Below are 19929 nucleotides of genomic sequence, written 5' to 3' on the forward strand. Positions count from 1 at the left end.
GTCGAACGGTTCCGTGGCCGGTGAACGTGGGAATCCGGAGGCACCGGCCTCCGGATACCGGATACGCGAAGGAGAACTGTCATGGACTTCCGCGACGAGCTTCCCGTCGACCACCGACTCGCGCGGGTCTACCGGGCCGGCGCGGGCCTGTGCGGCGTCGCCCTGCTGGTCTTCGGCTGCCTCGGTCTGTCCGACGGCCTGGCGTTCTTCAGCACCACCGGAGAGCGCGTGGCGGGCCTGTCGAGCAACGGCCTGCTCAGCCTGATCTCGATCGCCACCGCCGGGGTCCTGATCACCGGAGCCGTGATCGGCGGCAACACCGCCTCGACGACCAACATCGCGGTGGGCGGCCTGTTCGTGCTGAGCGGGTTCGTCAACCTCGCCCTGCTCGACTCCGGCGTCAACGTCCTGGCCTTCAGGATCCCCAACGTCGTCTTCAGCTTCGTCATGGGCCTGATCATCGCCACGTTCGGCATGTACGGTCGCGTCAGCGCCAAGTTGCCGCTCGACAACCCGTACTGGCGCCACCGGCACCCCGGATCGGTGCCCCCCGGAGTGGCGCGACAGCTCGCCTCCCCGCCCGGGCGAACAGGCGTCGCCGGCCCCGCGCGCTGACCCGCGGGGTAAGGGGACGCCGGCCCTGAAGACGCCTCACCGACCTCCCGCGCCCGGCGACCGGGCGGGCCGCAGGGCTGTGCCGGGCCGCCTGATTGACGGGGCGCCAGAGGGCGATTGACGGGATCTGTCGGATCTTCGTAGACTCGATTCGGCGAAGAATGTCAGCCCCCAGGCCCCGGCCGGCTGACTGGCAACCCCCACACTGCGGTGGGGTGCCCCGGGGATAAGCCTGGTGGCATGGCGTCATGCCGCAAGCGCGGTGACGGGCCCGGTCGGGCCGGGACGGAGAAGTTCGTGGTGCGGTGGGCGGTCGGGCGACGGGTCGTGGGCCTCCGGCTCGTGGCCAGGCTCGACGTCGACCTGCGGCGGCGGGCCAGCGCGCTCTGTCGCTGACGGCGACGGATCGGCGGGCGAGAGGTGTCCCGCGCGGTCCGTCCAGGTCGTCAAGCCTCGACCCCGCGTGACAGAGGAGCGCCCAGCGGCCGCCCTTTCGCGCGCCTGCTTCAGGAGTATCGATGTCTGCTGGCTCCCCGAGACCCCCGCGTGATCTTCCCGGTTCGCTGCCCGCCGGCCGGGAAGCGGAGTACCGCCGCCTGCGCGAGGCGCTGGACCGGTGTGCGGACGGCCTCGGAAGCGTGATCGCGCTGCACGGGTCGGTGGGCAGTGGCCGGAGCGAACTGCTGTACACGTTCACGGACGTGGCGGCGGAGCGGGGCGTCACGGTGCTGATGGGCACCGGTTCGCCGCTGGAACGGGAGTTCCCGCTGGGCCTGGCCCGGCAACTGCTGCAGAGCGCCCCGGTCGAGCCGCACGAGGCGGCCGCGGCGGAGGCCCTGCTGTCCCAGGGCGCGATCGAGGGCACGCGGCCGCGGTCGGCCGTCGCGGAGGGGGCGCACGGGCGGCTGGGCCAGCCGACCTTGGAGGGCCTGTTCCGGCTGGTCCGGTCCCTCGCGGAGCGGAAGCCCGTCCTGATCGCGGTGGACGACCGCCAGGACGCCGATCCCCAGTCGCTGGAGTTCCTGCTGTACCTGGTCCGGCGCACCCGCAATCTCGGCGTGCTGACCGTGCTCAGCTCGCGCGAGACCATGACGCCGCCGAACCCGTTCTTCGAGGTCGAGTTGGCGCGCCAGCCCCATCACCGGCAGATCAGGCTGGACGTGCTCTCGCCGGAGCTGGTCGCCGAGCTGTGCCGTGAACGCTTCGGCAGCTCCGCCGCGGCCGGCCTGGCGGCGAAGGCGTTCGACCTGACGGGCGGCAACCCGCTGCTCGTCCACAGCCTGCTGGACGACCAGGAGCGGGCCGGTGCGCCCGAGGAGCCGGTGGTCGGCGAGGGCTACCGGCGGGGGCTGATGCACTGCCTGCACCGCATCGACCCGCTGGCGCTGCGGTACGCGCGCGGGGTGGCGGTGCTCGGGCCCTACGCGACCCCGGCCCTGCTGGCCGAGCTGCTGCTCCTGCCGACGGACTCGCTGCCCCGTGCGCTGTACCTGCTGCACGCCGCCGGGCTGTTCCGCGACGGCGGGTTCCGCCATCCGACGGCCGCCGGCGACCTGCTCGCGGCCATGACACCGGCCGACCTCGCGGGCCTCCACCGGCGGGCGGGCGGGCTGCTGGACGCTGCGGGCGCGGAGGCACGCGAAGTGGCCGGCCACGTGCGGGCGGCCGAGGGATACCTGCGGACGTCGGGGTTGCCGGCGTCCGCGCAGGCCGGCCGGCCCGCGGGTGACACTCCCGGGCGGGTCGACGGCGTTCACGTCGGGGGGCGGAGCGGTTCGGACTTCGCCGACGGCCCGGACTTCGCCGACGGCCCGGAACGGCTTGACGGCCTGGAACGGTTCGACGACAGGGACCGAGCCGACGGCTCGGACCGGCTCGACGGCCCGGACCGATTCGGTCGGCGCGGCGGTCCGGTGGACCACGGCGGCGCGGAGCGGGTGCTCGACCCGGTGCCGCCCGAGGGGAGGGGCACACCGGCGCCGGAACCCGGCGGAGCGGGAGCCCCGGGAGCGGGTGGCCGCGCCCTCGGCGGCGAGCCGGTCGGCGGGGCGGCGATCCGGTGCGTTCCCTCGCTGCCCGGGACGGTGGTGGACGCGGCGAGCGCGGTGCGCCACGAGCTGAAGGAGATCCGGCACCTGTTCTGGCACGGTCGCCCGGACCAGGGGTTGGTGGCGCTGGAGCGGTTCGAGTCCCGTCCGGAGAACGCGGGGTCGGCGGACGGACTGCGGGCCTGGCTGGCGTACTGGTACCCGTCACTGCTGCCCGGGCCGACCGGGGAGGGCCCGGCGGGCAGGGCCGAGGGCATGCGGCTGCTGGCCTCCCTGCTGACCGGGGCCGTCACACCGGGCGAGGCCGCGGTGCAGGCGGAACTGATCCTGCGGGAGGGCCGCCCGGGCGGCAGCGGCGGCACCGAGTCGCTGACCGCGGCCCTGACGGTGCTGCTGTACACGGACCGGGCGGACCGGGCGGTGCGCTGGTGCGGTCCGCTCGCCGAGCGCACCGGCGCGCGCTGCGGCTCCACCTGGCAGGCCCTGGTGTCCGCGCTCCGCGCGGAGGCGTCGCTGCGGCAGGGCGATCTGCGGGCGGCGGACGCGGCGGCCCGGAGCGCCTTCGCGCGGGTCTCCCCGGACGCCTGGGGCGTCGCGGTGGGCCTGCCGCTGTCCACCATGGTGGCCGCCCGGACCGCGCTCGGCCTGCCGGCGGACGCGGCCCGGTTCCTCGCGATCGGAGTCCCGGAGGGCATGGAGCGGACCCCGGCGGGCCTGCACCACCGGTACGCGCGCGGCGGGCACCTGCTGGCCGTCGGCCGCGCGGAGGAGGCGCTCGCGGCCTACCGGGCGTGCGGGGACACGATGGCGCGCTGGGGCCTGGACCGTCTGCCGGCGATCGCTCCGTGGCGGCTCGGTGCGGCCCGGGCACAGCTCGCGCTGGGCCGGCGCCGGGCAGCGGCGGAACTGGCGGACGAGCAACTCGCCCGGGCGGGCTCGTCGGGCCACGCGCGGATCCGCGGGCAGGCGCTCCGGATCCGGGCGGCCGCCGGTGACCACGCGGAACGCACCGCGCTCCTGGAGCGCTCCGTCGACCTGCTGGAGGAAGCCGGTGCCGAGGGCGACCTGGCGGGCGCGCTGGCCGACCTGAGCGAGTCCCACCGTACGGACGGCGACCCCGACCGCGCCCGGCAGGCGGACCGGCGGCTGCGGCGCACCCCGGCCCTGTCACTGGTCCCGGACGGGGACGCCGCTCCGACGGGCCTCTCGGACGCCGAGCGCCGGGTCGCCGAACTCGCCGCCCGCGGCCTGTCCAACCGGGAGATCGCCCGGAAGCTGTACGTCACGGTGAGCACCGTGGAGCAGCACCTCACCCGGGTGTACCGCAAGCTCGGGGTGCGGCGCCGGGCCGACCTGGCGGCGGTGGTCCGGCGCGGCGACGGCCCCGACCGGGACCTCGAACTGGCGGCTAGGGGTTCGACAGGGGTTGCCTAGGGGGGCGCCGGACGGAGCGTCACGGAACGCTGAGGGGCAAGGAACCGACCTCCCCTCAGGAGTGAACTCACCATGGCGCGCCTGGAAGCCCACGACCCGTCCGTGCTCGACACCGGCTCACCGGAGGCGGTGGCCGTGGTCGGCGCCGCCTGCCGGCTGCCCGGTGCGGCGGACCCCGAGGCGTTCTGGCGGCTGCTCGACTCGGGCGGCAGCGCGGTCGGCGTGTTCCCGCCGGAGCGGTTCGCTGACGGCGAGCGGCCCCGGGCCGGCGGGTACGTGGACCAGGTCGACCGGTTCGACCCGGAGTTCTTCGGGATCTCCCCGGCCGAGGCCGCCGCCGCCGACCCGCAGCAGCGGCTGGTGCTCGAACTGGCGTGGGAGGCGCTGGAGGACGCCGGGATCGTGCCGGGCGCGCTGGCGGGCAGCCGGACCGGCGTCTTCGTCGGCGCGATCGGCGGCGACTACGCGGCGCTGACCGCCCGGACCGGCGAGATCTCCCGGCACACCCTGACCGGCCTGAACCGGGGGATCATCGCCAACCGGGTCTCCTACGCGCTGGACCTGCGCGGCCCCAGTCTCACCGTGGACACCGCGCAGTCCTCGTCGCTGGTGGCCGTCCACCTGGCGGTCGAGAGCCTGCGCGGTGGAGAGACGGAGTACGCGCTGGCGGCCGGGGTGAACCTCAACCTCGCCCCCGACTCCACCCTGACCGTGGACCGGTTCGGCGCGCTCTCGCCGGACGACCGCTGCTTCACCTTCGACGCCCGGGCCAACGGCTACGCCCGCGGTGAGGGCGGCGTGCTGCTGGTGCTCAAGCCGCTGGCGCGGGCCCTGGCCGACGGCGACCGGGTGTACGCGGTGCTGCTCGGCAGCGCGGTGAACAACGACGGCGCCACCGACGGTCTGACCGTGCCGAGCGCGACCGCGCAGGCTGACGTCGTCCGCCGGGCGGTCCGTCGGGCCGGGGTGGCGCCCGGGCAGATCCGGTACGTCGAGCTGCACGGCACCGGTACGCGGGTCGGCGACCCGATCGAGGCCGCCGCGCTCGGGGCCGCGCTCGGTACCGGCCGGCCCGCCGAACAGCCGCTGCTGGTCGGCTCGGCCAAGACCAACGTCGGCCACCTGGAGGGCGCCGCGGGGGTCGTCGGCCTGTTGAAGACCGTGCTGGCGGTGCACCACCGGCGGCTGCCGGCCAGCCTCGACTTCCGTACCCCCAACCCGGACATCCCGTTCGAGCGGCTGGGCCTGCGGGTACGGACCGAGACCGGGCGGTGGCCGCTGCCGGAGCGGCCGCCGCTCGCCGGGGTGAGCTCGTTCGGCGTCGGCGGCACCAACGCCCACGTGGTGGTCGCGGCCGCCCCCGACGGCCCTGCGGCCCCGACCGGCGCGGACGGGCCGGGACTCTGGCCGCTGTCCGCCCGGACCCCGGAGGCACTGCGTCGACAGGCCGGCCGGATACGGGAGTTCGCCGAGCGGCGGACCGACCTCCGGGCGGCCGACCTCGGGCGCGCGCTCGCCACCACCCGCACCCACTTCGAGCACCGCGCCGCCGTGACCGGCGCCGACCGGACCGCGCTGCTGACCGCGCTGCGCGCCCTGGAGGAGGGCGGCCAGGCCGTCGGACTGGTCCAGGGCCGGGCCCACCCCGGCGGCGGAACCGTCCTGGTCTTCCCCGGGCAGGGCTCGCAGTGGGACGGCATGGCCCGCGAACTGCTCGACACCGCACCCGTGTTCGCCGCCGAACTGGCCGCGGTCGAGGAGGCGCTCGCCCCGCACGTCGACTGGTCGCTGAGCGCCGTACTGCGCGGCGAACCCGGTGCGCCCGACCTGCGGCGGGTCGACGTGGTGCAGCCCGCGCTGTTCGCCGTCATGGTCTCGTTGGCCGCCCTGTGGCGGGCCTCCGGCGTCCGCCCGGACGCGGTGATCGGCCACTCCCAGGGTGAGATCGCCGCCGCGTACGTCGCCGGGGCGCTGACGCTCGCGGACGCCGCGGCCGTGGTCGCGCTGCGCTCGCAGGCCATCGCCGGGCTGGCCGGCTCCGGGCCGGGCGGCTCCGGACGCGGCGCGATGGCCGCCGTCCCGCTGCCCGCCGCGCAGGTCGCGGAACGGCTCGCGGCGTGGTCCGACCGGATCGGCGTCGCCGCGGTCAACGGGCCCGCCGCCACCGTGGTCTCCGGCGACCGCGAGGCCGTCGAGGAACTGGTCCGGCAGTACCGCGCCGAGGACGTCCGGGCCCGCCTGGTGCCGGTCGACTACGCCTCGCACTCGCCGCAGGTGGAGCCGCTGCGGGAGACCCTGCCCACCCTGCTCGCCGGCGTCCGGCCGCGCCCGGCCGCCACCGCGTTCTTCTCCACCGTCACCGGCGGACGGCTGGACACCACCGAACTGACCGCCGACTACTGGTACCGCAACCTGCGCGGCACCGTACAGCTGGAGAGCGCCGTGCGCGCCGCCCTCGCCGACGGCCACCGCAGCTTCGTGGAGAGCAGCGCCCACCCGGTGCTCACCGTCGGCCTCGGCCAGATCACCGACGGCGCGGCCGCCGTCACCGGTACCCTGCGCCGCGACCACGGCGGCCTCGGCCAGTTCCACACCTCGCTCGCCGAGCTGTACGCGCGCGGCGGCGCGGTCGACTGGCCGTCGCTGTTCGGGCCGCGCGGCGGACACGTACCGCTGCCGAGCTACCCCTTCCAGCGCCGCCGGCTGTGGCTGGACGGAACACCCGCGGCGCTCCCCGAACGGTCCGCCGCGGTCCCGGCCGAGCCGGCGGTCCCGGCAGGCCCGGCGGTCCCGGCCGCCGGGACCGGGCTGAGCGAGGAAGGCGCACTGGCCGCCGTCCGGTCGGCCGCCGCGATCGTGCTCGGCCAGAGCGGCCCGGAGGCGGTCGACCCCGACCGCACCTTCAAGGACCTCGGCTTCGACTCGGTCGCCGCCGTCGAGTTCCGCGACCGCCTCGCGGGGGCCACCGGCCTCGCCCTGCCGTCCACCCTCACCTACGACCGGCCGACCCCGCGTGCCGTCGCCGCCCACCTCGCCGCACCGGCCGGCAGCGACCCGGCGCCGGCCCGCCCGCAGAGCGGCGGCGGCGAGGACGACCCGATCGCGATCGTCGCGCTCAGCGGCCGCTGGCCCGGCGGCGCGGACAGCCCCGAGCAGCTCTGGGAGCTGCTGCGCGAGGGCCGCGACGCCATCGGCCCGTTCCCGGACAACCGCGGCTGGGACCTCGACGCCCTGCACGACCCCGACGGCGAGCGCCCCGGCACCTCGTACACCCGCCAGGGCGGCTTCCTGTACGACGCGGACACCTTCGACAGCGCCTTCTTCGGCCTCGGCCCGCGTGAGGCGGCCGCCATGGACCCCCAGCAGCGGCTGCTGCTGGAGTCCGCCTGGGAGCTCGCCGAGCGGGCCGGCATCGTCCCGGCCGCCCTGCGCGGCAGCCTGACCGGCGTGTTCGTCGGCGCGATGCCGCAGGAGTACGGGCCGCGGCTGCACGAGACGCCCGCCGGGTACGAGGGCCACGCGCTGACCGGCACGCTCGGCTCGGTCGCCTCCGGGCGGCTCGCGTACGCGCTGGGCCTGGAGGGGCCGGCGATCACCGTGGACACCGCCTGCTCCTCCTCGCTGGTGGCGATCCACCTGGCCGCGCAGGCGCTGCGCGGCGGCGAGTGCGACCTGGCGCTGGCGGGCGGCGTGACGGTGATGTCCACGCCCGGCATGTTCACCGAGTTCAGCCGCCAGCGCGGCCTGGCGCCCGACGGCCGGTGCAAGCCGTTCGCCGCCGCGGCCGACGGCACGGCCTGGGCCGAGGGCGTCGGACTGGTGCTGCTGGAACGGCTCTCCGACGCCCGCCGCAGCGGCCACCGGGTGCTCGCCCTGGTCCGCGGCTCGGCCGTCAACCAGGACGGCGCCTCCAACGGCCTCACCGCGCCCAACGGTCCCGCGCAGGAACGGGTCATCCGGCAGGCCCTCGCCCAGGCCGGGCTGGCGCCCGGTGACGTGGACGCCGTGGAGGCCCACGGCACCGGCACCGCCCTGGGCGACCCGATCGAGGCCCGGGCCCTGCTCGCCACGTACGGACAGGACCGCGAACAGCCCCTGCTGGTGGGCTCGTCGAAGTCCAACATCGGCCACACCCAGGCCGCCGCCGGAGTCACCGGCGTGATCAAACTGGTCCAGGCGCTGCACCGCGGCGAACTGCCCGGCACCCTGCACCTGGACGCGCCCAGCCCGCACGTCGACTGGACGGCCGGCCGGGTGCGGCTGCTCGACCGCACCACGCCCTGGCCCGAGTCCGGCCGCCCGCGCCGCGCCGCGGTCTCCTCCTTCGGCATCAGCGGTACGAACGCCCACCTGATCCTCGAGGCGCCGCCGCTCTCCGACCCCGAACCGGAGCGCGACCGGGAGGAGCACGGCCCGCTGCTGCTGTCCGCCAGGACCGAGGGGGCACTGCGCGCCCAGGCCGAGCGGCTGGCGGCACTCGCGGAGGACGGCACCCCGGGCCTCGGCCACGCGCTCGCCACCACCCGGACCCACTTCGAGCACCGCGCCGCCGTCCTGGGCCGGCCGGCGACCGGGCTGCGCGCCCTCGCAGGGGGCGCGGAGGCCGCCGGGCTGCTGCGCGGCACCGCCGTGAAGGGCGCGCGCACCGCCTTCCTGTACTCCGGCCAGGGCAGCCAGCGGCCCGGCGCGGGTCGTGAACTGTACGCCGCCGAACCGGTGTTCGCCGCCGCGGTGGACGAGATCGCCGCCCTCTTCGACGCCGGACTGGAGGTGCCGCTGAAGCCGGTCCTGTTCGCCGACCCGGGCACCGACCGCGCGGCGCTGCTGGACACCACCGCCTACACCCAGCCCGCCCTGTTCACCCTGCACGTCGCCCTGCACCGGCTCGCCGAGTCCTACGGGCTGCGTCCCGACCACCTGATCGGCCACTCCGTCGGCGAGTTGAGCGCCGCGCACCTGGCCGGCGTCCTGTCACTGCCCGATGCCGTCACCCTGGTCGCCGCGCGCGGCCGGCTGATGGAGGCGCTGCCCGAAGGCGGCGCGATGGCCGCGATCCAGGCCGGCGAGGCGGAGGTGCTGCCCGAACTCGGCCCGACCGTGTCGGTCGCCGCCGTCAACGGCCCTGCCTCCGTGGTGATCTCGGGTGACGGCGACCAGGTGCGGGCCATCGCCGACGGCTGGCGGGCCCGGGGCCGGCGCACCAGGCTGCTCCAGGTCGGCCGAGCCTTCCACTCCCCGCAGATGGACGCGGTGCTGGCGGACTTCCGGGCCGTCGCCGGACGGCTGGAGTACGCCGAGCCGCGGATCCCGGTGATCTCCAACCTGACCGGCGCCCCCGCCACACCCGGGCAACTGCGCAGCCCCGACTACTGGGTGAGGCACATCCGGGAGGCCGTCCGCTTCCACGACGGTGTCCGCGCCCTGGACGGGCTCGGGGTGAGCGCCTACCTGGAGCTCGGCCCCGGGCCGGTGCTCACCGCGCTGGCACAGGAGAGCCTGGACGGCGACCCGGCCCCGCGCGCCCTGGCCGCCGTGCTCCGTGCCGACCGTCCCGAACGGGACACCCTGACCGAGGCGTTGGCCCGGCTGCACGTCCACGGCGTCCCGGTCGACTGGCGGCCCGCGTTCCCGTCCGACGCCCCGCGCACCGACCTGCCCACCTACCCCTTCCAGCGCCGCCGGCACTGGCTGGAGCAGCCCGTCGGCCAAGCCGCCGGCGTCGACGGCCTGGCCGGCACGGGCCACCCGCTGGTCGGCTCGGTCACCGAACTCCCGGACGATGCCGGCTGGTTGCTCGCGGGCCGGCTCTCGCTGCGGTCGCATCCGTGGCTGGCCGACCACGCCGTCGGCGGCGCCGTCCTGCTGCCCGGCACCGCCTTCCTGGAGCTCGCCGCCCAGGCCGCCCGGCAGGCCGGCGCCGTCGGGATCGAGACGCTCGAGCTCCAGGCGCCGCTCGTCCTGCCGGAGCGCGGTGGGATCCGCCTCCAGCTCGTGGTCGGACGTGCCGACGACGGCGGGCGGCGGCCGCTGCAGATCCGGTCCCAACGGGAGGACGGCGACGGCGACTGGACTCTGCACGCGGACGGCACGCTCGCCGCCGACGGCACGCTCGCCGCGGACGGCGCTGCGCCGGCCGCCGTGTCCGCCGCCTGGCCGCCACCGGGAGCCGTCCCGCTGGAGCTCGGAGACCTGTACGAGCGGCTGGCGGCGCGCGGCTACCGGTACGGGCCGGTGTTCCAGGGGCTGACGGCGGCCTGGCGGCTCGGCGAGGAGCTGTACGCCGAGATCGCCCCGGCCGCCGACGCCGCCGACTACGCGCTGCACCCGGCCCTGCTCGACGCCGCGCTGCACGCCGTCGTGCGGGACGCCGAACGGACCGTGCTGCCGTTCTCCTGGCGCGAGGTGACCGTCCACCGGGCCGGCGCCACCGCCCTGCGGGTGCGGATCACCCCGGCCGGGCCGGACACCGTCGCCCTGGCGGTCGCCGACCCGACGGGCCTGCCGGTCGCCACCGTCGGTGGGCTCACCCTGCGAGCCGCTGCCACCGGCGGCGCCGAGCCGCTCTACCGCCTGGACTGGCAGCCCGCCACGTCCGGCACCCCGGCGGGGGCCACTGCCCTGACTGCGGGCGCATCCGAGCCGGGTGCGGCCGGGACGGCAGCGCCACCCGGGGCCGCAGCGCGTGCGGCGGCCGGCACGGTGGCATCCGTCGGCGCGCGGCGCCAGGCCGCAGGCGCCGGTGCGTCCGGTACGGGCCCGGGTGCGGCCGGGCCCGGCGGGGTGGCGTGGCCCGAGGGCTGGGCGGTACTCGGCGGCGACGCGACCGGTCTCGCGCCGGGGCTGCGGGTGCTGTCGTCGGTGCGCGAGGCGGCGGCCGGGCAGCATCTGCTCGCGCCGGTGCGGGACGCAGGGGAGGCGCTCGGCCTGGTGCGGGACTGGCTGGCAGAGGAGGGCGGCACGCTGGCGCTGGTGACCGAGCACGCGGTCGCCAGCCACGTCGGTGAGGACGTGCCCGAGCCCGCCGCCGCGGGCGTCTGGGGGCTGGTGCGCACCGCGCAGGCCGAGCACCCCGACCGCCTGGTGCTGCTGGACCACGACGGCACCCCCGAGTCGTTCGCCGCACTGCCGGCCGCGCTCGCCGCCGGCGAGCCGCAACTCGCCCTCCGTCTCGGGGAGATCCTGCTGCCCCGGCTGGTCAGGACCGGGCCCGGCGACGAGCTCGACCCGGCCGGCCACACCGCCTGGCGGCTGGACACCGAGGCGCCCGGCAGCCCGGACGGCCTCGCCCTGCTGCCCGCGCCGGAGGCCGAACGGCCGCTCGCCGCAGGGGAGGTGCGGATCGCGGTGCGGGCCGCCGGCCTGAACTTCCGGGACGTGCTGATCACCCTCGGCGTGTACCCGGGCGGCGCCCGGATCGGCGCCGAGGCCGCCGGCACCGTCCTGGAGACCGGTCCCGGCGTGACCGGACTCGCCGTCGGTGACCGGGTGACCGGCCTGGTGCGGGGCACCCTCGGCCCGATAGCCGTCACCGACCACCGGCTGCTGATCCGCACCCCCGCCGGCTGGAGCGACGCCCAGGCCGCGACCGTCCCGGTGGCCTTCCTGACCGCCTACCACGGCCTGTACGACCTGGCCGGGCTGCGGCCGGGGGAGAGCCTGCTGGTGCACGCGGCGACCGGCGGCGTCGGCCAGGCCGCGGTCCAACTGGCGCGCCACAGCGGGTCGGTGGTGTACGGCACGGCGAGCCCCGGCAAGTGGGACACGCTGCGCGGACTCGGCCTCGACGAGGAGCGGATCGCCTCCAGCCGGACGCTGGACTTCGAGGAGTCCTTCCGGGCGGCGACCGGCGGGCGAGGGGTGGACGTGGTCCTCAACGCGCTGGCCGGGGAGTTCACCGACGCCTCGCTGCGGCTGCTCGCCCCCGGCGGCCGGTTCGTCGAGATGGGCAAGACCGACCAGCGCGATCCGGCCGAGGTCGCCGCCGCCCACGGCGCCGCCTACCTGGCGTTCGACCTGTTCGACGTGGACCCGGACCGGATCGCCGAGATCCTCGCCCGGCTCGGCGTCCTGTTCGAGGAGGGCGCGCTGCGGCCACTGCCCGTCCGGGCCCAGGACGTCCGGCACGCGCCGCAGGCGCTGCGCCGGCTCGGCCAGGCCCGGCACACCGGGAAGCTCGCCCTCACCCTGCCCGCGCCGCTCGCCGACGACGGCACCGTCCTGGTCACCGGAGGCACCGGGGCGCTGGGCGCGCTGGTGGCCCGCCGGTTGGTGACCCACCACGGCGTACGGCACCTGCTGCTGGTCTCGCGCGGCGGGCCGCTGGCGCCGGGGGCGCCCGAGCTGCTGGCCGAACTCGCCGCACTGGGTGCCGAGGCCACCGTCACCGCCTGCGACGTCGGCGACCCGGAGGCGGTCGCGGCGCTGGTCGCCGCCGTCCCCGCCGAGCACCCGCTGACCGCGGTGGTGCACACGGCCGGCGTGCTGGACGACGCCGTGCTCACCGCGCTCACCCCCGAGCGGCTGGAGCGGGTGGTGCGGCCGAAGGCGGACGGTGCCCGGCACCTGCACCGCGCCACCGAGCACCTGGGCCTCGCCGCGTTCGTGCTGTTCTCCTCGGCGGTCGGCCTGCTCGGCAACCCCGGCCAGGCCAACTACGCGGCCGCCAACGCCCAGCTGGACGCGCTCGCCCAGTACCGCCGGGTGCGCGGCCTGCCCGCCGTCTCGCTCGCCTGGGGACACTGGGCGCAGGCCGGCGGCATGGCGGCCGCTCTCGGCGCGGTCGAGACCGAGCGGCTCGCCGCGACCGGTCTGGCACCGATGACCGACGAGCAGGGCCTCGCCCTCTTCGACGCCGCGCTCGGCAGTCCGCATGCCGCGCTCACGGCGGCCCGGATCGATACCGGCCCGGTACCGGCCGACCGGTTGTCGCCCGTGCTCCGCGGTCTGGTCCGGCACCGCCCGCGCCCTGCTCCGGCCGGCGCCGACGGCCCCGCCGTGCTCGCCGGACAGCTGGCGGGCAAGGCGGCGGCCGAGCAGGAGCGGCTGCTGCTCGGCCTGGTCCGGGCCACCGCCGCCGCGGTGCTCGGTCACCCCGACGCCGACGCGGTACGGCCCGACATCGGCTTCATGGACAGCGAGTTCGACTCGCTCGGCGTGATCGAACTGCGCAACCGGATCAATGCCGCCACCGGCCTGCGACTACCCACCACCGCGGTCTTCGACCACCCCACCCCGGCTGCGCTCGCCGCCCATCTGCGGGTCCGTCTCGCCCCCGCGGAGCGGGACGAACAGCCGGACACGGCAGCGGAGTTCGACCGACTGGAACGGGTCCTGGCGACCCTCGCCGAGGACCCCGGGGGCCGGGCCGACGCGGTGGAGAGGCTCACCGCCCTGCTGGCCTCGCTCGGCGCGCCACCGCCCGCCCCGGCGGCGGACGACGACGGGCTCGCCGACCGGATCAGCGGCGTCAGCAACGACGACATCTTCGACTTCATCGACAACGAGCTCGGAATTTCCTGAGAGAGGCGACGCAGAGATGAGCACCGACGAGCAGAAGCTCCGCGATTACCTCAACAGGGTCGCCACCGAGCTGCACCAGACCCGTCGACGGCTGCGCGACGCCGAGGCCCGGGCCGTCGGCTCCGGCCCGGAGGAGCCGATCGCCATCGTCGGCATGGCCTGCCGCTTCCCCGGCGGCGCGGACACCCCCGAGGCGCTGTGGCGGCTGGTCGCCGAGGAGCGCGACGTGGTCGGCCCGTTCCCCACGGACCGCGGCTGGGACCTCGACCACCTCTACGACCCGGACCCGGACCGGCCCGGCCGCAGCTACGCCCGTGAGGGTGGATTCCTCTACGACGCAGCCGAGTTCGACGCCGCCTTCTTCGGCATCTCGCCGCGCGAGGCGCTGGCCGCCGAGCCCCAGCAGCGCCTGCTGCTGGAGACCGCGTGGGAGGCGCTGGAGGACGCCGCGATCGACCCGACCGCCCTGCGCGGCAGCCGTACCGGCGTGTTCGCGGGCGTCATCGCCCAGGAGTACGGGCCGAGCATGCACCACCTGCCGGCCGAGCAGACCGACGGCTACGTGCTGACCGGCACCACCACCTCGGTCGCCTCCGGCCGGATCGCCTACACCCTCGGGCTGGAGGGCCCGGCGGTCACCGTGGACACCGCCTGCTCCTCGTCGCTGGTCGCGCTGCACCTCGCCGCCCGCGCGCTGCGCTCCGGCGAGTGCGCGCTGGCCCTGGCGGGCGGGGCCACCGTGCTCTCCGCGCCCGGCATGTTCATCGAGTTCAGCCGCCAGCGCGGGCTGGCCCCGGACGGCCGCTGCAAGCCGTTCGCGGCCGCCGCCGACGGCACCGGCTGGGGCGAGGGCGCCGGCTTGCTGGTGCTGGAGAAGCTGTCCGACGCCCGCCGCAACGGCCACCGGGTGCTCGCCGTGCTGCGCGGCTCGGCGGTCAACCAGGACGGCCGCAGCAGCCAGCTGACCGCCCCGAGCGGCACCTCCCAGCAGCGGGTGATCCGCCAGGCCCTGGCCGCCGCCGGACTGACCCCCGCCGACGTGGACGTGGTGGAGGCGCACGGCACCGGTACCCGGCTGGGCGACCCGATCGAGGCCCAGGCCCTGATCAGCACCTACGGCCGGGACCGCACCGCCGAACGGCCGCTCTGGCTCGGCTCGGTGAAGTCCAACATCGGCCACACCCAGGCCGCGGCCGGCGTCGCGGGCGTCATCAAGTCGGTGCTGGCGATTCGGCACGGCGTCCTGCCGCGCACCCTGCACGTGGACGCGCCGTCCCCGCACGTGGACTGGTCGGACGGCACCGTACGGTTGCTGACCGAACGTCAGGAGTGGCCGGAGCTGGAGCGTCCGCGCCGGGCCGCGGTGTCGGCGTTCGGAGTCTCCGGCACCAACGCACACGTGATCATCGAGCAGGCGCCGGCCGAAGAGCCGGTGGAGCGCCGGGCCGCGCCCGGGGCCCTGCCGTTCCTACTGTCGGCCCGCACGCCCGAGGCACTGCGGGTGCAGGCCGCCCGGGTGTCCGCTGCGCTCGGGCAGGCCGACGCCCTCGACGTCGCCCACGCCCTCGCCGCCGGCCGGGCCCACCTGGAGGAGCGGGTGGTAGCCGTCGGCGGGCCGGAGGCGCTGCTCGACCTCGACTCCCCCGCGGTGGTGCGCGGGCGGGCGGGCACGCCCGGAAGGGTGGTCTTCGTCTTCCCCGGCCAGGGCTCCCAGTGGCCCGGCATGGCGGCCGAACTCCTCGACGCCGAACCGGTGTTCGCCGCCGCCCTGGAGAACTGCGCGGCCGCGCTCGCGCCGCACACCGACTGGTCGCTGCTCGACGTGGTCCGCGGTCTCCCCGGCGGCCCCGACCCGGAGCGGGTCGACGTGGTCCAACCGGTGCTGTGGGCCGTCATGGTGGCCCTCGCCGAGCTGTGGAAGGCGTACGGAGTGCGGCCGGACGCCGTGGTCGGTCACAGCCAGGGCGAGGTCGCCGCCGCGTACGTCGCCGGCGGGCTCCCGCTGGAGGACGCCGCCCGGATCGTCGCCCGGCGCGCCCAGGCCCTGGCCACCCTCTCCGGCAAGGGCGGCATGGTCTCGGTACCGCGCCCGCTCGCCGAGGTCGAGGCCCGGATCACCGCCTGGCCCGGGCGGCTGTCCATCGGCGTGGTCAACGGCCCGCAGTCCACCGTGGTCTCCGGCGACCTGGACGCCCTCGCCGAACTCACCGCCGCCTACGCCGCCGAAGGCGTCCAGGGGCGCCCGGTCAACATCGACTACGCCTCGCACTCGGTGCAGACCGAGGCGCTGCGCGAGGACCTGCTCACCCTGCTCGCACCGGTGCGCCCGCAGCCCGGCGAGGTACCGCTGCTGTCCACCGTCACCGGCGACTGGCAGGACACCGCCGCCCTCGACGCCGACTACTGGTACCGCAACCTGCGCAGCACCGTCCGCTTCGAGCAGGCCACCCGGCGGCTCGCCGCGGACGGCCACACCGTGTTCGTCGAGGTCAGCCCGCATCCGGTGCTGACCGGCGCGATCGAGGACACCCTCGACGCCGCCGGCCTCGCCGACCCGGTGGTCACCGGATCGCTCCGTCGCGACCAGGGCGGCCGCAGCCGCTGGCTCGCCTCGGCCGCCGAACTCCACGTCCGGGGCGTCGCGGTGGACTGGGCAGCCGCCTTCGCCGACACCGCGCCCCGCCACGCCGACCTGCCCACCTATCCCTTCCAGCGGCAGCGGTACTGGCTGGACGCCAGCCGCTCGCCGGAGCACCTCACCGGCGCGCAGGCCGCACCCGACGGCCCGTTCTGGGAACTGGTCGCCGAGCGCGACGCCGGCCGGCTCGGCGAGGCGATCGGCGTCGACGGCGACCGGCTCGCGCCCGTGCTGCCCGCCCTGGCCTCCTGGTGGGACCGCCGGCGGGCCGCCACCGCCGCCGACGGCTGGCGGCACCGGATCACCTGGCGGCCCGTCACCGCGCCCGCCGCGCCCGCGCTCACCGGCACGTGGCTGGTCGTCGCGCCCGAGGAGCACACCGGCCACCCGTGGACCGAGGCGCTCACCGGCGCGCTCGCCGCCCTGGGAGCCCGCCCCGAGGTCCTCCCCGGATCCCCCGACCGGGCCGCCCTCGCCACCGCCCTCGAAGCCGCAGGCCCGGTCTCCGGGGTGGTCTCGCTGCTCGGCCTGCGGGCGGGCCGGGCTACCGGGCACGACGCCGTCCCCTGGGCGTACGCCGCCGAGGTCGCGCTCGCGCAGGCCCTCGACGACACCGGCACCGCCGCCCCGCTCTGGTACCTCACCCGGGGCGCGGTCTCCACCGGCACCGCCGATCCGGTCACCGACCCCGAGCGGGCCCTGAGCTGGGGCTTCGGCGCGATCCTCGCCGTCGAACAGCCGGCCGTGCACGGCGGTCTGCTCGACCTGCCCGCCGATCCCGACGAGCACACCTGGCGGCAGGTGGCCGCCCTGCTCGCCGACACCTCCGCCGACCGCGAGGTCGAGCTCGCCCTGCGGCCCGCCGGCGCGTTCGCCCGCCGGCTCGTCCCCGCCGCGCCCGCCGGAGAGCCCGAGAGCCGGTGGGAGCCGCACGGCACCACCCTGATCACCGGCGGCACCGGCGCCCTCGGCGGCCACGTGGCCCGCTGGCTCGCCGGCCGCGGCGCCGAGCACCTGCTGCTGGTCAGCCGCCGGGGCGCCGACGCCCCCGGCGCGGCCGTGCTCGAGGCCCAACTCGCCGCCCTCGGCACCCGGGTCACCTTCGCCGCCGCGGACGTCGCGGACCGGGACGCGCTGGCGGCCGTCCTCGCCGGCATCCCCGCCGACCTGCCGCTCACCGCCGTGGTGCACACCGCCGCCGCGCTCCACGACGGCCTGATCCCCACCCTCACCGCGGACCACCTCGACCTCGCGCTGCGCGCCAAGGCCGGAGCGGCCCGCCTGCTGCACGAGCTGACCGCGGGCCTGGACCTGTCGGCGTTCGTGCTGTTCTCCTCGGTCGCCGGGCTCTGCGGCATCCCCGGCCAGGGCAACTACGCGCCCGGCAACGCCTACCTGGACGCGCTCGCCGCCCAGCGCCGCGCGGCCGGCCTGCCGGCCACGTCGATCGCCTGGGGCCACTGGGCCGGCGACGGCATCGCCGCCGACGGGGCGGAGCAGCAGCTGCTGCGGCACGGCCTGGTCTCGCTGCCGCCCGCGCAGGCCGTCGAGCTCCTCGGCCAGGCCCTCGACCACGGCGAGCGCCACCTGGTGGTCGCCGACGCCGACTGGCCGGTGCTCTTCCACGGCCGCCGCCACCCGCTGGCCGCCGAACTGGTCCGCCGCGACCCCGAGCCCGACCGGGCAGCGGGCGCGGCCGACGGTGACCCGGTCGCCCGGCTGGCCGCGCTGCCCGCCGCCGAGCGCCGCCGCAGTCTGCTCGGGATCGTCCGGGCCCAGGCCGCCGCCGTCCAGCGCCACCGGTCCGCCGACGCCGTCGACCCGGCGAGGGCGTTCCGCCAGCAGGGCTTCGACTCGCTGACCGCGGTCGAGTTCCGCAACCGCCTCGGCGCGGTCACCGGCCGGCGGCTGCCCGCCACCGTGGTCTTCGACCACCCCACCCCGGCCGCTCTCACCGACTGGCTGGCCACCGAACTCTGGGGGACGGAGGAGGCCGACCCGGCGGCGGACCCGTCGCCGGTCGCTCTCGACGACGACCCGATCGCCATCGTCGGCATGGCCTGCCGCTACCCCGGCGGCGTCGCCTCGCCCGAGGACCTGTGGCGGCTGGTGTCCGACGGCGCCGACGCACTGACCGAGTTCCCCACCGACCGCGGCTGGGACTTGGAGACGCTGTACAGCGCGGACCCCGACCGGCCCGGTACCTCGTACGCGCGGCACGGCGGATTCCTCGACGGCATCGGGGAGTTCGACGCGGAGTTCTTCGGCATCTCCCCGCGCGAGGCACCCGCCATCGATCCGCAGCAGCGCCTGCTCCTGGAGACCACCTGGGAGGTGTTCGAGCGGGCGGGCATCGACCCGACCACGCTGCGCGGCAGTCGTACCGGCGTGTTCGCCGGCATCTCCGGGCGCGACTACGCCACCGGCGCCCAGCAGGTGCCCGCCGAGCTGGAGGCGTACCTCGGCATCGGCAACGCCGGCAGCGTCGCCTCCGGGCGGATCTCGTACACGTTCGGGTTCGAGGGGCCGGCGGTGACGGTGGACACGGCGTGCTCGTCCTCGCTGGTGGCGCTGCACCTGGCGGCGCAGTCGCTGCGCTCCGGGGAGTCCGACCTCGCGGTCGCGGGCGGCGTCCTGCTGATGTCGACGCCGACCACGTTCATCGAGTTCTCCCGGCAACGGGCGATGTCGCCCGACGGGCGGTGCAAGGCGTTCGCGGCGGCGGCGGACGGGACCGGGTGGGCCGAGGGGGTGGGCCTGCTGCTCGTCGAACGGCTGTCGGACGCGCGGCGGTCGGGGCACGAGGTGCTGGCGGTGCTGCGGGGCAGTGCGGTCAACCAGGACGGTGCGTCCAACGGGTTGACCGCGCCGAACGGTCCCGCGCAGCAGCGGGTGATCCGGCAGGCCCTCGCCAACGCCAGGCTGACCGCGGGCGAGGTGGACGCGGTCGAGGCGCACGGCACGGGTACCACGCTGGGAGACCCGATCGAAGCGCAGGCGCTGCTCGCCACGTACGGGCAGGACCGCGAACACCCGCTCTGGCTCGGGTCGGTGAAGTCGAACATCGGGCACACCCAGGCGGCGGCCGGCGTCGCCGGGGTGATCAAGTCGGTGCTGGCGATCCGGCACGGCGTGCTGCCGCCCACCCTGCACGTGGACGAGCCCTCGCCGCACGTCGACTGGTCGTCCGGGGCTGTGGAGCTGCTGACGGAGGCCCGGCCCTGGCCGGAGGTCGGCCGGCCCCGGCGGGTCGGGGTGTCGGCGTTCGGCGTCTCGGGGACCAACGCGCACGTGATCGTCGAGCAGGCGCCGGCGGAGGAGGCGGCTTCGGCGGCTGAGGCCCAGGACCGCGGTCCGGTGCCGGTCGTGGTGCCGTTCGTGGTGTCGGCGCGCACGCCGGAAGCGCTGCGGGCGCAGGCCGGGCGGGTGGCCGACCTGCTGGAGCACGCCGACCCGGTGGCGGTCGCCCGCCGGCTGGTCACCGCACGCGCCGCGCTGGAGGAACGGGCCGTCGTCCTCGACGGACCCGAGTCGCTGCGGTCGCTCGACGGGCCCGGCGTGGTGCGTGGCACCGCCGGATCCGGCGGGCTCGCGGTGCTCTTCTCGGGTCAGGGGAGTCAGCGGGTGGGGATGGGGCGTGAGTTGTACGCGTCGTTCCCGGTGTTCGCGGCTGCC

The 19929-nt window shown here is 76.7% G+C and carries 4 protein-coding genes and 1 riboswitch; all 4 genes read left to right on the plus strand.

The window, feature by feature from the left end; all coding sequences use genetic code 11:
• Nucleotides 1–81: 81 nt before the first annotated feature.
• Nucleotides 82–615: a DUF4383 domain-containing protein gene (locus ACFVHB_RS15480; RefSeq protein WP_380321032.1), complete on the plus strand. Its 534-nt coding sequence runs from the start codon at nt 82–84 to the stop codon at nt 613–615.
• A 153-nt stretch (nt 616–768) separates the two neighbouring features.
• Nucleotides 769–881, plus strand: a riboswitch (SAM riboswitch).
• Nucleotides 882–1133: 252 nt separating this feature from the next.
• A complete protein-coding gene (locus tag ACFVHB_RS15485; protein ID WP_380321035.1) occupies nt 1134–4097 on the plus strand; it encodes an AAA family ATPase in 2964 nt (987 codons plus the stop codon).
• Between the two features lie 72 nt (nt 4098–4169).
• Entirely contained in the window at nt 4170–13616 is a 9447-nt protein-coding gene (locus ACFVHB_RS15490; protein ID WP_380321038.1) for an SDR family NAD(P)-dependent oxidoreductase, read from the plus strand.
• 16 nt (nt 13617–13632) lie between these two features.
• A partial coding sequence (locus tag ACFVHB_RS15495; RefSeq protein WP_380321042.1) for a type I polyketide synthase occupies nt 13633–19929 on the plus strand: 6297 nt, incomplete at its 3' end.

This window comes from Kitasatospora sp. NPDC127111 (genome assembly GCF_042677465.1).
Lineage (GTDB): Bacteria > Actinomycetota > Actinomycetes > Streptomycetales > Streptomycetaceae > Kitasatospora.